This is a genomic window from Mucilaginibacter koreensis (assembly GCF_054783355.1).
Genome location: NZ_BAAGQS010000001.1, coordinates 990,634 through 1,007,829, shown reverse-complemented (window position 1 = coordinate 1,007,829; position 17,196 = coordinate 990,634). Strand labels below are relative to the sequence as shown.

The window sequence follows — 17,196 nt, the reverse complement described above, 5'->3', positions numbered from 1 at the left end:
TGTGACTTTATTGTCTCAATGCAAATTGTGCAGTTTACACGTTGCCCCAACCATTGCCCAGCACATCGGCCAGATGCATAGTTTTTAACGGCAGTTCATTTTTATCAATATAGTTCTGCAAATGCATCAGGCAGGAAGCATCAGTAGAGATGATATAATCGGCACCGGCATCTAAAGCGTTGTGCACTTTTTGCTGAGCCATGGCGCTTGATATAGCATCAAATTTTACCGCAAAGGTACCTCCGAACCCGCAACAGGTTTCATTGGCTTTAAGGTCAACTAATTCTAAACCGTGCACCTTCGCCAGTAACTGGCGGGGCTCTTCTTTGATACGACATTCGCGCAAAGCACTGCAACTATCGTGATATACGGCCCGGCCATCGAGTTCAGCTCCAAAGTAGTCAACCTGTAAAATATTCACCAAAAAATCCGACAACTCATAGATGCTGCCCTGCAGGGTACGGCATTTATTGTGCGAAGTAGTATTAGTAAACAAATCGTTATAATAATTTTTCACCATGCCGGTGCATGAGGCAGAAGGTACGACAACAATAGAATCTTCATCATATTCATCAATAAACTTTTTAGCCACTTCTTTCGCATCGTCCCAAAAACCGGCGTTAAAAGCTGGCTGCCCGCAACAAGTTTGTGCCGGGTTGTAATGCACCTGGCATCCGGCCTTTTCGAGTACCTTTAAGGTGCTAAATGCCGTATCAGGGAAAAGCTGGTCAATAAAACAGGGCACAAATAATTCAACTTTCATTAAGCTTTTACCTCCTCAATATTAAGTGCTGCAAGATTAGTACTTTTTCGCTGGGCAGCAAGTAAAGCCAACAACAGTATCAAACCAGACACAAAGAATATGTCCAACGCAATGATGGAATTGCGCATACTACCGGTAACGGCTTCAATAAAACCGAAAGCAAATAAGCCAATAACGATTGACAGCTTCTCGGTAACATCATAAAAGCTGAAGTATGAAGCAGTGTCAGGTATGTTTTCGGGTATCAGTTTGGAGTACGTAGAGCGCGATAACGATTGTACCCCGCCCATCACTACGCCTACTACAGTAGCCAAAATATAGAATTCACTTTCTTTGGTAATGAAATAAGCGCCGATGCAAACTACAGTCCATATGGATACAATGGCAATAAGCGCCTTCACATTGCCATATTTAGCCGACATTTTGGAGAATACCCAGGCCCCAACTACAGCCACCAGTTGTATAATCAATACGATAATAATCAGGCTGGTTTCGCTCATGTGCAAAATTTTGGCGCCGAAGTTGGCAGCTACCAGCATAACGGTTTGTACACCTACCGAGTAGAAGAAGAAAGCGGGCAGATAGCGTTTGAGCAAAGGCATACCTTTTACATTGCGCCATACTTTGGCCAGCTCTTTAAAGCCACCGGTAAATACATTTTGCTGATGGCCATCAGCATTTGGCTCGCCTTTAGGCAGTATTTTGAAGGGAATAAGTGAAAAGCCAATCCACCATAGACCTACCAAGAGGAATGACACCCTTACCCCTGCTGTATCGTCTTTAAGGAAAAATGCCTGTGGGAATGAGATAATAAGGAAGCACACAACTTGCAGTATTACGCTCCCGATATATCCGTAGGTAAAGCCTTTGGCACTCACATTATCCTGCTGGTCAGCAGTAGCAATTTGGGGCAGATAGGAGTTGTAAAATACAAAGCCGCCGCTGTAGCCAATAGCCGCTATGCCGAAACAAATCATCCCTAACTCGATGGGTTTATTGGGTTCCAGAAAATACAAGCCTAAACAGGCAATGCTGCCTACAATGGTAAACATCTGGAGGTATGATTTTTTGTTACCCTTATAATCGGCTATTGAAGTTAAGATGGGAAGCATTACCACGATAAGCAGATACGCAAAAGCCAGTACATAACTGAACAGGGCCGTATTTACAAACGTATGCCCGAAGAAACTGACATCATACACTTCCTTACCTTTTACTTTGTGTGTAGTAATAGCGTTATAGTAAGCCGGGAATACGGTTGAGGTAATTACCAGATTATAAGATGAATTGGCCCAGTCGAACATTGACCATGCCCAGATCATCCTTTTATTGTTTTTCTGTTCCATGTTGAAGGCTAAAAGTAGATATTTTTGGAAGTTATCTCAAATGTATCTCCTTTATTTCAAAGCGGTGCAAGGTGGCTGAGCTATGCCGAAGCATATTGCAACGCTGCAAGTGTTCACGTTCACGAAACGTGAACACTTGTGAACGCTTATTATGACGTTTAAGTAATGATGAAAATACAGTGTTGATTATATAACTTTCATATCTTATTGTAGATAAGACTATTAAGAATATCATCCAACTTTAAGTATTATGTAGCGTGAACGCTCGTGAACAGGCGTGAACACTCGTGAACGTTCATGAACACCAGTAGTGTATATGCAGACGCATGTGTTCTGTTAAGCGGTTTGTCACATATTTTCTATACATTCGGTACTCAAAAAATTTCCCCTATTCATGAGTGCTCAACCTCAACCTGCTGCAAACAAATTAGGACTATGGTCTGCCGTATCATTGGTGGTAGGTAATATGATTGGTGCCGGCGTATTCATGATTCCGGTTACTTTGGCCGGCTTTGGCAGCATCAGTTTACTGGGATGGGTGTTTTCTGCGGCAGGAACATTTTTTTTGGCGCGGGTGTTTGGTAATCTCAGCAAACTATTGCCGCAGGTTACCGGAGGCCCTTATGCCTATACCCGGCACGGCTTTGGCGATTTTGCAGGTTTTTTAGTAGCCTGGAGTTACGTGATCTGTATTGCGCTGGCAAATGCCGCTATTGTCATCTCCTTTGTGAGTGCACTCAGCGCATTCTTTCCGGTTATTGGCAAAAGCCCTGCGGCGGCGGTTGGCACCGGGCTGAGTGCAATATGGTTGCTTACCTGGCTCAATACTCGCGGTGTAGCTGTATCTGGCCGGGTACAACTCGTTACCACTATCCTGAAGATACTACCCCTGTTGATTATTGGCATCGGCGGACTTTTCATGATTAAGGCAACTAATTTTAACCCATTCAACAGCACTGGTACCTCTGCGTTTACAGCAGTAACGGCTGCTGCAGCGGTCACTGTGTTTTCAATGGTAGGTATTGAAAGTGCTTCTATTCCAGCCGCCAGCGTGGTCCATCCCGAAAAGAATATATCACGTGCTACCTTATTGGGTTTATTAATTGCTGTGCTCGTTTACCTGCTGGGCAGCATCAGTATAATGGGTATGTTACCGGCCAAACAATTACAACACACTTTAACTCCTTATGCTGATGCAGGCGCAATAATGTTTGGCCCGGCGGCGCGTTATGTGGTGAGCGCAGGCATTGCCATTGCTGCTTTCGGTGCGCTTAATGGCTGGATACTGATACAAGGACAAATACCCTACGCCATTGCCAAAGATAACCTGTTCCCTGCCCTATTCGCCCGCGAGAATAGCCGCAAGGTTCCTTACATGGGCATGATCATTAACAGTACGCTGGTCTCCGTATTTATGGTGATGAATTATACAAAAGGCTTGGCCGATCAGTTTAAATCGCTGCTACTGCTGGCAGTATTTATGGTTTTTATCCCCTACCTGTTTTCATCGCTATCATATCTGATGGTACGGCTCAAATCAAAAACCAATGCTTCCGGTAATCTGGCGGGTGCAGTTACGCTGTCACTACTGGCTTTTGCTTATTCAATGTGGGCAATCATCGGCACGGGTGAACAGGCTGTATTTAACGGCTTTATCGGCTTAATGTTAAGCGTGCCGGTATACGTATGGATTAAGTATAGCAAAGGCTTAAATTGAGTTCACAACGGAAAACAATACATGCATACCATTGCTTGTTGTAAGTAAGCTATTTAACTCACTCATTTATGAAAGCTGCCCGTTCGTCACTTTGGCTATTCCTGTTGCTAACCGGCTTGTCTGTAATGGCTTCGGCGCAAAAAGTGGCTAATTTTGCTTTTAAAAAATATGGCAGGCCTGGTTATGAAACCTACGGTTTTGTAGCAGACCACAACCGCCGGACTACAATTGATTACACCTATGGCAATAGCGGTTCGCCCATAGCGCTTACTTACGCTGGCACCACCATATATAAAGGCAAAAAATATTTTAAAGTGATATTCCCTGATCATTCAATGAGGCTTTTTGCACCCGTTGGTAATCAGCTACAAGTGGTTGACCCGGTTAAAAAAACCAGTAAAACATTAGCCTGGGAGTATCAGGGCCCGGTGAACGGCGTAGGCACCTTTTGTGAAGCTTGTGCTGAAAATGAAAAAGAGGCGATGCGGATTGTAAAAAGGTATTATTGGAAGTAGATAGTAAATTTTCAATTCGCTGATATCATTCGAACTATCTGCTTTTAGGCTGCCAAAAATAACAGAAGTCTTATTGGAATGATAGCCGCGTTCTTCAGGCTTACGCTTTTGCAACAAATAGAAAACTCAAGTCGGGCAATGCGGCAACCTTCGTGTTAAGTTTTGCTTTGCAAAATGGACTTAAACCAAAAAGTCGTAAAAACTGCCTACATCAAATAAATGATTTAAAACATCCTCTTGATATTTTTTGATCAGCGCTTAGGATAGAACACAACGGAACATCATTATAGAACGATGCCCATTCGGAAAAGGTACTTGGCGGCCCAATGATATAATCGCAAGCTGAAAGTAAATAAAGATCTACAATTGCGGCTCTTTTATTGATCAAAACGTTGTAGCCTTTAAAATCCTGTTCAACTATATCACAGTCGGAACAGATTACAAAAACACAATTTTTATCAGGAAAAATGGCTGAAACCTCGTCCATTTTGCGTTTGTAAAGCGTGTTGCTATAAAACCACTTTCCATCATTAAAAGTTTCGTAATCTCCGCGCCTAATGTGAACACCAATCAGCGTATCTCCGAGCAACAAAGCTCTTTCCTTTTCAAGACAAACAATGCTTTGAAATTGCTGCAACGGTGAAAAGAAACTTCTCAATTCTGTTTTGTATCGTTTCAAATTGGTGTAGTCTCTATACAACCAACCTGTAGGTAGCACAACAGATTTTTTGGCAACTTTAATAAAGCTCTCGTTGTTGATGTCGAACTCTATATGTCTTGACTCAAGTTGGGCTATTGAATGAAAATTCAAATATGGCGGCACAAATTTTAATGTCCTCAGTTTGTTAAACAATCTGTGGATCATCTTCTGAAACAGCCCTCGTTTTACAATCTTTACTTGATGACTCGTCTTCAATCCGGAGGCAAAGTAGTCATGATATTCAGGAAAGCAGGTAATCAATAAATCGTAATTATGATGAAAGCTGTTTGCTATAAAATAAGATATAAAATGCAGCCGGTTAGCAAGCTGACCACGTAGGTCATTTAATATAATCATACATAAGGTATCTCAAACGAAGGTAATCAATCCTTCCTATACAGCAGTTTAGTTTAAGTGGTAATTGGCTCGAAAGAAAAATGATAGTATTTTTGGCGCAAAATAAAAAACCGCGCTTTCAATATGAAAACGCGGTTTAGTGCGGAAGAAGGGACTCGAACCCCCACGCCTCGCGGCGCCAGATCCTAAGTCTGGTGCGGCTACCAATTACGCCACTTCCGCATTAGGATTGTGGGGCAAAGATAAGCTTTAAAGCTGTAATCCCAAATGCAATTTTAATTTTATGTAAATACCCGTTGTTGCAGCTTTTTGAAATAAGCAGGTACATATTGCAGCCGACTACCATACCACGAAAACATTTCGCCATCCACAAGCATCACCCGCGCATCGGGCAAAATATGCTTTATTTCATCAATATGCTTCTGTTTGAAAGGATAAGGCTCTGATGATAATAACACGATATCAGGAGCAATTGCCTGAAGCTGCTCCACATCCATAACCGGGTACCGGTTTTGAGTAACCGCGTTAATGAACCCGCAATACTGCATCATATCTGTAATAAAGGTATCGGCGCCGGCTACCATGTATGGCTTACGCCAAATCATATATACAGCGTTTAACGTTTGTGCAGTACGAGACAGATGATCAAACTCTTGCCGAATAGTTTTTACCAAGTGTTGAGCTTGAGTTTGCGTTGATGTTAGTTCGCCAACCATATCAATCATTTCCAGAGCATCGGCCCAGGTAGACATATCGCTTAGCCAAACCGGGTAATGGTTCATCAGCGCTTCAATATCGCTGCGCTCATTTTCTTCTTTATTGGCAATAATCAGGTCGGGGTGTAACTCTCGGATCAAATTATGTTGCACCTGCTTGGTGCCACCTACTTTTGTGAGCGCCTTTGTTTTATCAATTGGGTGAACGCAAAATTTAGTACAGCCAACAATGCGGCTTTCCAGCCCTAAATCAAATAAAAGTTCAGTTTGTGATGGCACTAATGATATGATGCGCTGAGGCGGTTGCGACAGTTCAACAACCCGCTGCATTTGGTCTGTAAATACAGCCATACTTAAAACGCTTTCTTATCGCCTTTAACGGTATTCCAAAAAGTAAGGAATATGATTTTCAGATCGAGCAGGAAAGACCAGTTTTCCAGGTACCAAACATCGGCTTCTACGCGGGCCAGCATATCCTCGGTAGTTTTCGTTTCGCCCCGATGGCCGGTTACCTGCGCCCAGCCGGTAATACCCGGCTTTAAAAAGTGCCGTACGTTGTAGCTGCTAATGATATCCACATAGCTGTCATTCAGTTTAAGCGGATGCGGCCGTGGACCTACAACAGACATGTTGCCTAAAATTACGTTGATAAACTGCGGCAGTTCATCCAAGCTGGATTTACGCAAAAAAGCGCCCGATTTGGTAACCCGCACATCGTTTTTAGTAGCTTGTACAAATTCATCCTTGTTTTCAGTTACCGACATCGACCTGAACTTGAAGCACTTGAATGGCAGGTTATCTCGGCCAGCCCGTAGTTGCACGAACAATACCGGCCCCTTCGATTCCAGCTTGATAATGATGGCCAGTATAGGGAACAGCCAGCTCAGCAAAAACACCACAACAAATATGGAAAACACAATATCGAAAAGCCGTTTAGTGAAACGGTTCAACATGTTCTCCAGTGGCTCCTGGCGGATGGAAATCACCGGAATGTGCCCCATGCTTTGTACCTGCATTGGCTTCTGGCCAAAGTTATAATACTGTGGAATAAACTTGAACCGGATGAGATTTTTATCCGCATCCAACATTAGCTGCTGAATCTTGCCGTCGTAACTATCTGGTAAAGTGCAAAATATTTCGTCTACCTCATTAGTTACCGCAAATTCTATACAATCGTTGGTGTTACCCATATAAAGTTCTTTATGAGTAACAGTTAGCGGGTCATCATCAAAGAAACCCACTACGCGATACCCCCTATCCAGGTTATCACTCAGATATTGATAAACATCGTTTGCTATCCGGCCGCTGCCTACAATAATCACATTGCGATAATCGCCCAAAAACTTACGTTCGGATTTGCGTATGCTTAAGAAGATGAGCTTCCACAGGCTTAAGAAAAATCCAAATAAAAGGATGGCATAAAACAGATACTCACGGGTTACGAAGTAAGCTTTAATGCCTATGATAATAATGATGGTAACGCAAATAAAGGAAACAAAAAGCAGATAGGTTTTAATAACTAACCGGTAGGTGGAAATGGAGTCGCGGTTGAGCACAGACTCATACATACCAGTTATATTAGCTGATAGTAGCCAAACTAAATTAAAAACCAGAACAACAGGGAAATAGTGAACATTATTTTCCCAAACAAGATAAGTATGGCCTACAATAGCGTAAGCTAAAATCATACTTATGTTGAGTATGATATAATCAATAGTAAGGTTGATGGCCTTAATAAATGTATTATACCTGTGTATCATTTATACGTGATCGCTTTCAATAGCCGTTAAAGTATAGGATTGTAAATATACAACTTATATTACTAAATTATAATATGAACGGCGTAGATATTATAATTTTCATTACAAATATAGCCCCAATCAATCAACTTCGTAACAGCGGCAAAACTTATTGCTATTAAACTAATAAGTATTTATTTGGCATAAATCATAAGCGGCCATCTACAATTTCGGTACTGAGTATCCCTTTTACATCATAGATAATTGATTGCGTGTTTCGCTTTAGTTGCAGGTAGTCAAGCTGTACAAACTGGTGGTGGGCCACCGCCAGTATAACAGCATCATATGCAGCGGCCATTTGTTTCGGCTCATTTAAAGTTTTGATGTGATATTCCTGTTCTACTTCATCAGGATTCGCCCAGGGGTCATAAACGTCAAAACTGATCTCAAATTCCTGAAATACCTTCAGTATATCAATTACTCTTGTGTTCCGCACATCGGGGCAGTTTTCTTTAAAAGTAAAACCCAGCACCAGTACTTTAGAATTTTTTACCGCGATATCTTTCTTCACCATCAGCTTAATCACTTCGAGGGCAATGTATGTACCCATGCCATCGTTCAGCCTGCGGCCGGCCAAAATCATTTCGGGATGGTAACCTGCCTGCTGCGCACGCTGTGCCAGGTAGTAAGGATCAACACCGGTGCAATGTCCGCCTACCAGGCCAGGTCTGAAGTTTAAAAAATTCCATTTGGTGCCAGCAGCTTCCCATACGGCATTACTATCAATATTAAGCAGGTTAAAAATTTTTGCCAGCTCATTTACGAAGGCAATATTCACATCGCGCTGGGTATTTTCAATTACCTTGCAGGCTTCGGCCACTTTTATGGTTGGCGCCCGGTGAGTACCGGCTGTTACAATACTTTTGTATAAATCATCTACAAATTCAGCCACTTCGGGTGTGGAGCCGGAAGTCACTTTTACAATGTTGGTAAGTGTATGCACCTTATCTCCGGGATTGATGCGCTCCGGCGAATAACCCGCAAAAAAGTCATGATTAAACTTTAAGCCTGATACCTGCTCGATAATGGGTACGCAAAATTCTTCGGTTGCGCCAGGATATACCGTGGATTCATAAATAACTATATCGCCGACTTTCAGCACGCTGGCTACTGTTTCAGTAGCACGTTTCAACAAGGTCAGATCGGGCCGGTTATGAACATCTGTTGGGGTAGGTACAGCAACGATATAGATATTGCAAGCTGCAATGTGCTCTGCTGTTGCCGCAAAGGTAAGGCCATTAACAGTTGAACCTATCACCGCTGTTAAATCATCAATCTCAATTTCTAGAGTACGGTCAAAGCCACGGCTTAATTCTTCAATGCGTTCGGTTTTGGTATCAAAACCAACCACCGGATACTTTTTAGCAAATTCAACAGCCAAAGGTAAACCTACATACCCCAAGCCAATCACAGCAATATTTGAGGTTTCAGGATGTTTAAAAGTATTATAAGGCTGATGGGTGGTTTGCTCAAACATTATTAAATGCAGACTATGTTTTTTTGGATAGATAAGCTGCAAATATAAGTTTATTTGAGCAGGATAGACGAGTTATATAAAGCCATGGGATGTCATCAACCAAAATAAGCGGCTGTTAACCGCTTATTATTATTTTTTGCTGTAATCATGTCCCCAATTTTTCAGGGAGTAATTCCAGTTGGTTTCCGATACGTCTCCATCAGGTTTTTGGGCACTGTGCCTTTTGATGTAGCTGTTTACTTTTTGCATATGCTTGTAGTCGGCTTCTTTTAAATCAGCTTCTTTCGTATGCAATATCTTGACAATCTTTTCACCCGATTTATGCCCTACCGATTCGCCATCGCCGCTATCCCAGCCTACTTTTTTTGACTCTTCAGTTTTTAACCACTTTTCAATGGCGGCAGGCGTCATATTCACCAGGTGTTTAAATTCTTTATATATTTCCTTTTCCTGCTTTTCATCTAATGTAGTGCTCATAATTTACTGTGTTTTAATAAGCAACATACCGGAAAAACAGAAAGTTTGTCTTTAACAACTACTCGTTGTAAATTTGGTAAACGCCTGATACAGTACGGGCTTCATTGTCACCTACCAATAAGGTAGTTATCTTCTTTTCAATCATCAGATGCTCTGCTGTGGCTACAAATTCATCTGCAGCTATAATGACCGGACTTGTTGTCATCATTTCTGGGATATGCAGTTCATGTATATTACTATTATGCAACAGTGCACGACGCAAGTCTCCATCGGTAACTATGCCTTGTACATGAGTTGCATCACCAACCACAACCATGCCCAGCCGTCCCTCTGACATCCGCAGCAATAGTTCGGTAAAAGATGCTTCCGGATTGATAAACGGCAGTGCTTCGGTTCGCATTTGATCCTGCACGCGGGTAAGCAGTTTGCGGCCTAAGCTACCACCGGGATGATAGCGGGCAAAATCCTCCTGCTGAAAGTTTTTCACCGTCATTAAAGCTACGGCCAGCGCATCGCCCATCACCAGCGTAGCCGTGGTAGATGAAGTAGGCGCCAATTCGAGCGGGCAGGCCTCATTGCTGATGTGCACATTCAGATGATAATCGCAGTTTTTAGCAATGGTGGATGCCGGGTTGCCGGTGATACCGATAAGCAGGTTATGGTTGTGCTTTAAAAAAGGAATAATTTTTAAGACTTCATCCGTTTCGCCAGAGTAAGAAATGAGCAGTACCGCATCCTCCTGCCCCACCATTCCTAAATCACCATGAAAAGCTTCGCCCGGATGCAGAAAAAAACTGGGCGTACCAGTACTGGAAAGTGTTGCGGCTATTTTTTTACCAATAATTCCCGACTTGCCTATACCCGCTACAATAAGTTTGCCTTTTACCTGCTTTACAGCTTGTATAATTTGCGTAAACTCCTCATCCAAGGCAGCAGCCACTTGCTTGAGCGATTCTATTTCAATATCAAATACGCGCCGAGCGATATCTTTCATGTGTGCTGGATTATGATGCAACTGGGATATTTAGTCAATCAAGGATTTGATGATGTTCTCTAAATCTTGAAGCTTCACCATGTTCGGGCCGTCGCTCAACGCATGGTCAGGATCAGGGTGCACCTCCATGAAGTAGCCATCAGCGCCGAAGGCTTTAGCGGCCAGCGCCATCATTGGTACAAAGGTACGGTCGCCGCCGGTAGTGCCATTGGCTGCACCCGGGCGCTGAACTGAGTGCGTGCAATCCATACACACCGGGTAACCAAATTTTTTCATATCGTAAATATTACGGAAATCGACAGCCAAATTATTATAACCAAATACATTACCGCGCTCAGTTAAAATCACTTGTGGATTACCGGCATCAGCTACCTTTTGTGCCGGGTAATACATGTCCTGTCCTGACAAGAATTGTGCTTTCTTAACATTAACCACCTTTCCGGTTTCGGCAGCGGCTACCAGCAAATCGGTTTGGCGGCATAAAAATGCCGGGATCTGCAGCACATCTACCACTTCGGCAGCTTTTGCTGCCTGATAGCTTTCATGAATATCAGTAAGCAACGGTAGTTGGTAACGCTCTTTAACGTTGTTAAGCATTTCCAGCCCGGCTTCTAAACCCGGCCCGCGGTATGATTTTATGGATGTGCGGTTAGCTTTATCAAATGAAGATTTAAAGATTACCGGCACCTGGTATTTTTCGCCAAGTTCGGCTACTTTTTCGGCTACAGTGTATAATAAATCCTGGTTCTCAATAACACAGGGGCCTAATATAAAAAATGGCTTTTGCCTTAATTGTTCAAACAGCATAATGATAATTAATTCGCAAATATGCTAATTATAATGCGTTCTGTTAAAACGATGTTTTAAGTAGTAGTGTGTGCGCGTTTATTGCTTCCCTTCGCCAGAACTCAGGTATTTATTCTTGATATGATACCACAAGCTTTTGAAAGGTCTTTGCTTTTTCCAAACATCTTTTTCGTATAACTCCCGGTAGCATTGCAGGTAAATGTCGGCGTGTTTGGCCATCAGGTACTGCATCATTTTAAGGTACTTCTCCTGGTTTTGAAATTCGCTTGAATGAGAAGTATTGCTGATACGGTAATCGAACAACTCGGTATCAATGAAATGCAGTTTCCAACCCGCTTTTGCAATTCTGATCCATAAATCATAGTCTTCATGCCCCACCTCACGGTTTTCGTCCAGCCCGCCAATTTGTTCAAAAATCGATTTCCTCACCACTGCGCACATATCAATATAGTTACCTGCCAGCAATTTGTGTAAATCAAATGCTGCAGTTGTAAAACGTGGAGTTGTAGTGTCACCAAAAAAATTAGGCTTCCCGTATACCACAGCTATATCATTATGCGCATCCAGTACTTCAATTCCTTTTGTGATATAGGCCGGCCTGATTTTGTTGTCACTGTCTAAAAATAGAATATAACGGCCTCTGGCCACTTTTATGCCGGCGTTTCGGGCTGCGGCCTGGCCTTTATTTTCCTGGTGGATCACCCGGCAACCCTGCCGAGCCATATCTTCTAACACTTGTAAATCGATGCTTTGTGTAGAACCATCATTCACAATAATAATTTCGAAAACTGACTTATCAGGATAAGCCATTACGCTGTTCACGGCTTCTGGCAGTGTGCTGGCTGCGTTAAAGTATGGAATGATTACGGATACAATAGGCTCCATTAAGTTAGAGTTTTATCCATTCAGGAAACTGGATGTGTATCTTATTGTTGATATGCTGAGGCTTAACCCACTGCTTGGGGGCAATTACAATTTTGTCGGGGTTACGGTTTAAGAACGCGCCCCACCAGCTGAATGAACTATTGGCGATAATTTGGTGCCGGCATTTACTCATGGCATCCAGTTCCAAATAATCTTTTGCTCCGTTTTCAATATCAACGAACTGAACTTCGCCATCAATTTTCAGATTTTCACTGGCCCAGTTAAGGTCATCGGAAAAAACATAATAATTGGCAGCTTTTACTTTTTTATTGATATGAGCTATAGCATTGTTGTAATAGCTTAAGGGCATTACGCCAAGCAAGTTGAACGCATCCTGATCGCTGATATAATCCCCCCTGCGTATATGAATTGAAACCGATTGCTGATCTTTTTTTATGCTATCGAATATTGAATATTGATTTAGTTCCTCCGTGTTTTTTAAGGTGAGCTCATCAAAAATGCGCTGATCAATGTGCTCAAAATATTTATAATGCTGCCAGTAACCATCCAGGTATATGTTTGAACAGGCCGAGTAAAGCTTAGGCTCATATACCCAAGATTCGAGCTCTTTAAAGCTACGCTTTAAATGACGGGGTTTTAAACGCTGTATTTTTCGGTAAAGCCTGGCTGGTATTGATTTGCTTCTTAATACATAAAAAAAACTATCCAGTTCTTCTTGGGTCGCTAAGTCGGCCTTAATATTATAATGATTCAGTTTGTAAGCACGCAGGCTTTGCGTTTCATAAAACGAAACATCGAGTTTTAAAGGCACCTGTTTCAGGAGTGATAACTGCCTTGCCACTGCATATTGAAAAAGCTGGTTACCTAAACCGCTGATGAGCCTGCTGTAAATCATTTTAATTAATATATATTAGTTTTTTCAGCATCATATCAGCCAATTATGATTTTAGGTGTACACTTTCTTCTGGTATTAAATATAATTACTCAATACCAGAAGATTTGAGTTTCTGTCATCAAAGTTAAGAAAATCTGCTGACGCCATATACCTTTTTGGGCAGAAGCAATAGACTTAAGGTTTGTTCATATGCTTATTATATCATTGCTGGCATCCCTCAGAACCACGTATGCCGCTACAGTATGATAGAGGTAAAACCCTTATACTATCTTAAACTTCATAAATGTTAGCTTTAAAAAACATAAAGTGCTTGATTGAGATCACAAACAGCCTCGACATCTCTTTAAACCAAGAAGAAGCTTTGGATGTAGTTTACTTTAGTCATAGTCGACAATCTGACAATCGCTATTCAAGTATCGACAAAAGGCAAAATAAAATTTGAATATCTATAAACTTTGCCGTCCTTTTGTCATTATTACATCACCCACTGCGTTTATCATTTACAAGATATGATGATCAATTACTTTGAATTCTATAATATACCCGAGTCTTTTAACATAGACCAGGCCGCCCTTAAGAAAATGTTCTATCAGTACAGCAAAAAGTACCACCCCGACTTTTACGCCAATGAAAGCGAGGAAAAACAAAGCGAAATACTGGAACTTTCCACCATTAACAACAAAGCTTACCATACGCTATCTAACCCTGGTAAACTGTTGGAATATGTTTTAAAGTCGCATGATTTGGTAAACGAAGGCGCAAAGCCACAGCTGCCTGCCGACTTTTTAATGGAGATGATGGATATCAATGAACGCCTAATGGAGGTGGATGACGCGGAACAATTGGGACAAATTTCGGCAGAAGTGATGGCTGTGGAAAATGATTTACAAAGTCAGCTGAGTGCACTAACGGCTGATTATGAACAGCTTGATGATAAAGCTAAAGAAAGCCGCTTAAATGAGGTGGCAAATATTTATTACCGGCAAAAATATTTGTTGCGAATTAGGGAGAGTTTAAATACATTTGCATCCCACTTCTGACAGAAACGGATGCCCAGATGGCGGAATCGGTAGACGCGCTGGTCTCAAACACCTGTGGCTGCAAGGCCGTGCCGGTTCGACCCCGGCTCTGGGTACAAAGCCTGATACGAAAGTATCGGGCTTTGTTGTTTAATTACCTTATCATTAAACAACAAACTTCTTTACTGAAAAATCATGTAATACAATCGAACGCAAGTGTCCGAAATCGCACACTTGTACTTACTTTAAAAAGTTGAAGATTAGGCAATTATTAAGATGGCTCAAAAATAGCCAGTACAAAGCTGGTAAGGCATATTCAAATTACCTTAGTGCTCATCATGATGAATAAACTTGATTTTAAGATTGCGTTTCGTACTTTTTTGAAAGGAAGAACCTACTACTTTTTGAATATAGGCGGCTTAGCCATTGGCCTGGCAACATTCATTTTGGTGAGCTTATATATTGATAATGAAACCAGCTACGACGCCTGGAACAAAAATATAAACCGCATTTTTTTAGTTGAACGGGAAATGCCTACCGGCCCTTCGCCCTACACACCCGGTAAACTGGCTTCGGCCATTAAAAGCCAGTGCCCCGAAGTTGAGGAAACCGGAAGAATGAATACTGCTTTGTTTCAGATACCATTTTTTACGCCCTCCGGAAGGTTTTTGATTAAGAAGTGGGTAGGCGCAGATTACTCCATTGCTAAAATATTAGGTGTAAAGCCGAAAGGTTTTCAGTTGAATCCTCAAAATACGGTCCCTACCATCCTCCTCTCACCGGCAACTGCTTCAGTGCTTTTTCCGGGGGATGCATCTGTACAGAATAAAACCGTAAACATGATGTCAAGGTCAGGCATGCCTATGCCTGTGGCGGGTGTTGCGGCAGATGCACCCGGCAATACCAATTTGCAGTTTGACTGCATTGGTTTCTCGCCCGATATTACATCGGGCAAAGATCAAAGCTACGCCACACAAATTTACCAAACGTACCTGCTGGTTAAACCCAATACTAATGTAGCGCTGCTCGCTAAAAAGATCGATCGCATATACCGTGAAGAAGCCTTGGCAGACACCAGTGAGGTAGCCAAAGAAGTGATTAGCCGCCCCAATACATCAGCTATTTATTTAGACCCTCTGCAGAACCTGCATTTAAAACCGCATTATGGCTCACATGTAAACAACCAAATTGTGAACGGTTTGGCCGCCTTAGCCATCATTATTCTCATTATAACAGCTGTGAACTTTACCAGCCTTTATATGTCTCAGGCCGGCAAACGTTCTAAAGAGGTAGGTATTAAAAAGGTAAACGGTGTAATTAAACAGCACATCGCATTTCAGTTTTTACTTGAAATTTTCATGCAGTGCATGGTAGCGTTATTTGTGGCCTTTATAGTGGTAATTATAGGCCTGCCCTACTTTAACCAGGCACTACAGGTAAAACTGCTGTTTTCATCAATCAATGTTGCTATTCTTACACGGCTCGGACTTGCCCTGATCGGGCTTATCCTGCTGGCGGGTATATACCCTGCGCTTATGATGGCAGGTTTTAAGCCGACTGAGGTACTCAGGGCCAACCAGTTGACTTACGGGGGAAAGCTTTCTTGGATACGAAGCGGAATAACAGTACTCCAATTTACATTCGCCATTATGTTTGTGATTGTCCTGACCGTAATCAACAGGCAGGTTACCTACATGAAAACCGACGATCCGGGCTTTTCTGCCAAACAGGTATTGTATATTGATAATTTAGCTTTGTATAATAACCCGAAAACATTTGAGGTTGTAAGAAACCGTATTAAATCTATTCAAGGCGTAAAGCAGGTAACTGTAGCTTCGAATGTTCCGGGTGGAATTATGCCGGTTGTGCATGAGTATAACGTTCAAGGTCGGCCTTATGCCCTGAGTACTGTTGGGATTGACTATGGATATTTTGAAACCTTAAGTATAAAACTGAAAAGCGGGCAATTGTTCAACGCTGCTGCACCATCTGATTCCTTACATGCCATAATTAATGAAGCTGCGGCTAGAGTTTTGAATATAGACAACCCGATTGGCCATACCATTGAAGGTTGCGGCAGTCAGTATAAGATTATTGGAATAACACATGATGTTAAAGCTAATGGTTTTGAGCAGGGTATTCAGCCTACTATTTATTTAATGAGCAGTAATTGCGGGATTGCAAAAACGCAAATTATGTTCAATGCTGAAAACAGGCACATCCCAACTATCCTTAAAACTTTAAACAAAGAATGGCCGGGGATAAATAAGTTGGATGGTGATAATTTTAACTATCATTTTTTAGATGAATTGTACGGCCAGCTGTTCGTCAAACAGGAACAGTTGCAAACAGTGCTGTTTTTTTTCTCGGTATTGGCTGTAAGCATTGCATCACTGGGCTTCTTCTCACTGGCAGCGCAGTCCATACGTTTACGCACCAAGGAATTGACCATCCGGAAAGTGCTTGGTGCCAACGCCCGGCAACTCATATTAACCTTAAGCCGTCCATTTTTTGTTTTAATTATAATAGCCAATGCCATAGCCTGGCCCATTGCTTTATGGACGGCACACCAATGGCTGGAGACGTTTGCCTACCGGGTGGGCATTTCATTTACTCCATTTGCTATTGCCCTGCTCTTGTCTATATTGATTACTGTTTTAACAGTTACTTTACAACTTGGCCGGGCAGTAAATTTCAATCCGGCAGCGAAACTTAAAAATTAATTTAGT

General features: G+C 42.1%; 15 protein-coding genes and 2 tRNA genes. 5 read left to right on the top strand and 12 right to left on the bottom strand.

All coding sequences use genetic code 11. From position 1 onward, the window contains the following. Window positions 1-34: 34 nt before the first annotated feature. Complete coding sequence (locus tag ACYVNW_RS04420; RefSeq protein WP_460678632.1) at window positions 35-763, bottom strand: (Fe-S)-binding protein; 729 nt, start codon at window positions 761-763, stop codon at window positions 35-37. After that, window positions 763-2,109 (bottom strand): MFS transporter, encoded by a 1,347-nt coding sequence (locus ACYVNW_RS04415; protein ID WP_460678631.1) that lies wholly within the window; start codon window positions 2,107-2,109, stop codon window positions 763-765. The genes ACYVNW_RS04420 and ACYVNW_RS04415 overlap by 1 nt, the downstream gene beginning before the upstream one ends. Before the next feature lie 394 nt (window positions 2,110-2,503). Between ACYVNW_RS04415 and ACYVNW_RS04410 the strand changes: the two genes are divergently transcribed. Both ACYVNW_RS04410 and ACYVNW_RS04405 read left to right on the top strand, forming a co-directional pair. Next, window positions 2,504-3,826 (top strand): amino acid permease, encoded by a 1,323-nt coding sequence (locus tag ACYVNW_RS04410; RefSeq protein ID WP_460678630.1) that lies wholly within the window; start codon window positions 2,504-2,506, stop codon window positions 3,824-3,826. A 68-nt stretch (window positions 3,827-3,894) separates the two neighbouring features. Then, window positions 3,895-4,341, top strand: coding sequence for a hypothetical protein (locus ACYVNW_RS04405; RefSeq protein ID WP_460678629.1), 447 nt, complete (start codon window positions 3,895-3,897; stop codon window positions 4,339-4,341). 211 nt (window positions 4,342-4,552) lie between these two features. On the opposite strand, the gene ACYVNW_RS04400 is transcribed toward ACYVNW_RS04405, so the two are convergent. The 10 genes from ACYVNW_RS04400 to ACYVNW_RS04355 all read right to left on the bottom strand — a co-directional run bounded on the left by ACYVNW_RS04400 (window position 4,553) and on the right by ACYVNW_RS04355 (window position 13,448). After that, the gene (locus ACYVNW_RS04400; RefSeq protein ID WP_460678628.1) at window positions 4,553-5,398 is read right to left on the bottom strand and encodes an alpha-1,2-fucosyltransferase; all 846 of its coding nucleotides are present in this window, start codon (window positions 5,396-5,398) and stop codon (window positions 4,553-4,555) included. A gap of 140 nt (window positions 5,399-5,538) precedes the next feature. After that, window positions 5,539-5,620: transfer RNA gene (locus ACYVNW_RS04395), tRNA-Leu, on the bottom strand. Between the two features lie 59 nt (window positions 5,621-5,679). Continuing rightward, on the bottom strand, window positions 5,680-6,465 hold the full coding sequence (locus ACYVNW_RS04390) for an ABC transporter substrate-binding protein (protein WP_460678627.1): 786 nt from the start codon (window positions 6,463-6,465) through the stop codon (window positions 5,680-5,682). A gap of 2 nt (window positions 6,466-6,467) precedes the next feature. Then, complete coding sequence (locus ACYVNW_RS04385; protein ID WP_460678626.1) at window positions 6,468-7,874, bottom strand: undecaprenyl-phosphate glucose phosphotransferase; 1,407 nt, start codon at window positions 7,872-7,874, stop codon at window positions 6,468-6,470. A 187-nt stretch (window positions 7,875-8,061) separates the two neighbouring features. Next, window positions 8,062-9,390, bottom strand: coding sequence for a nucleotide sugar dehydrogenase (locus ACYVNW_RS04380; protein WP_460678625.1), 1,329 nt, complete (start codon window positions 9,388-9,390; stop codon window positions 8,062-8,064). Window positions 9,391-9,519: 129 nt separating this feature from the next. After that, window positions 9,520-9,867, bottom strand: a complete 348-nt coding sequence (locus tag ACYVNW_RS04375; protein WP_460678624.1) for a DUF3140 domain-containing protein — start codon at window positions 9,865-9,867, stop codon at window positions 9,520-9,522. Between the two features lie 58 nt (window positions 9,868-9,925). After that, on the bottom strand, window positions 9,926-10,861 hold the full coding sequence (locus ACYVNW_RS04370) for a KpsF/GutQ family sugar-phosphate isomerase (protein ID WP_460678623.1): 936 nt from the start codon (window positions 10,859-10,861) through the stop codon (window positions 9,926-9,928). 30 nt (window positions 10,862-10,891) lie between these two features. Further along, window positions 10,892-11,668 carry a 3-deoxy-8-phosphooctulonate synthase gene (gene kdsA, locus ACYVNW_RS04365; protein WP_460678622.1) on the bottom strand — a complete coding sequence of 259 codons (777 nt, stop codon included), beginning with the start codon at window positions 11,666-11,668 and terminating at the stop codon, window positions 10,892-10,894. A gap of 78 nt (window positions 11,669-11,746) precedes the next feature. Next, the gene (locus ACYVNW_RS04360) at window positions 11,747-12,553 is read right to left on the bottom strand and encodes a glycosyltransferase family 2 protein (protein ID WP_460678621.1); all 807 of its coding nucleotides are present in this window, start codon (window positions 12,551-12,553) and stop codon (window positions 11,747-11,749) included. A 4-nt stretch (window positions 12,554-12,557) separates the two neighbouring features. Then, window positions 12,558-13,448 carry an alpha-1,2-fucosyltransferase gene (locus ACYVNW_RS04355; RefSeq protein ID WP_460678620.1) on the bottom strand — a complete coding sequence of 297 codons (891 nt, stop codon included), beginning with the start codon at window positions 13,446-13,448 and terminating at the stop codon, window positions 12,558-12,560. 509 nt (window positions 13,449-13,957) lie between these two features. On the opposite strand from ACYVNW_RS04355, the gene hscB reads away from it, so the two are divergent. The 3 genes from hscB to ACYVNW_RS04340 all read left to right on the top strand — a co-directional run bounded on the left by hscB (window position 13,958) and on the right by ACYVNW_RS04340 (window position 17,190). Next, the gene (gene hscB, locus ACYVNW_RS04350) at window positions 13,958-14,488 is read left to right on the top strand and encodes a Fe-S protein assembly co-chaperone HscB (protein WP_460678619.1); all 531 of its coding nucleotides are present in this window, start codon (window positions 13,958-13,960) and stop codon (window positions 14,486-14,488) included. An 11-nt stretch (window positions 14,489-14,499) separates the two neighbouring features. After that, window positions 14,500-14,583: transfer RNA gene (locus tag ACYVNW_RS04345), tRNA-Leu, on the top strand. Window positions 14,584-14,805: 222 nt separating this feature from the next. Continuing rightward, window positions 14,806-17,190: an ABC transporter permease gene (locus tag ACYVNW_RS04340; protein WP_460678618.1), complete on the top strand. Its 2,385-nt coding sequence runs from the start codon at window positions 14,806-14,808 to the stop codon at window positions 17,188-17,190. Window positions 17,191-17,196: the final 6 nt, after the last annotated feature.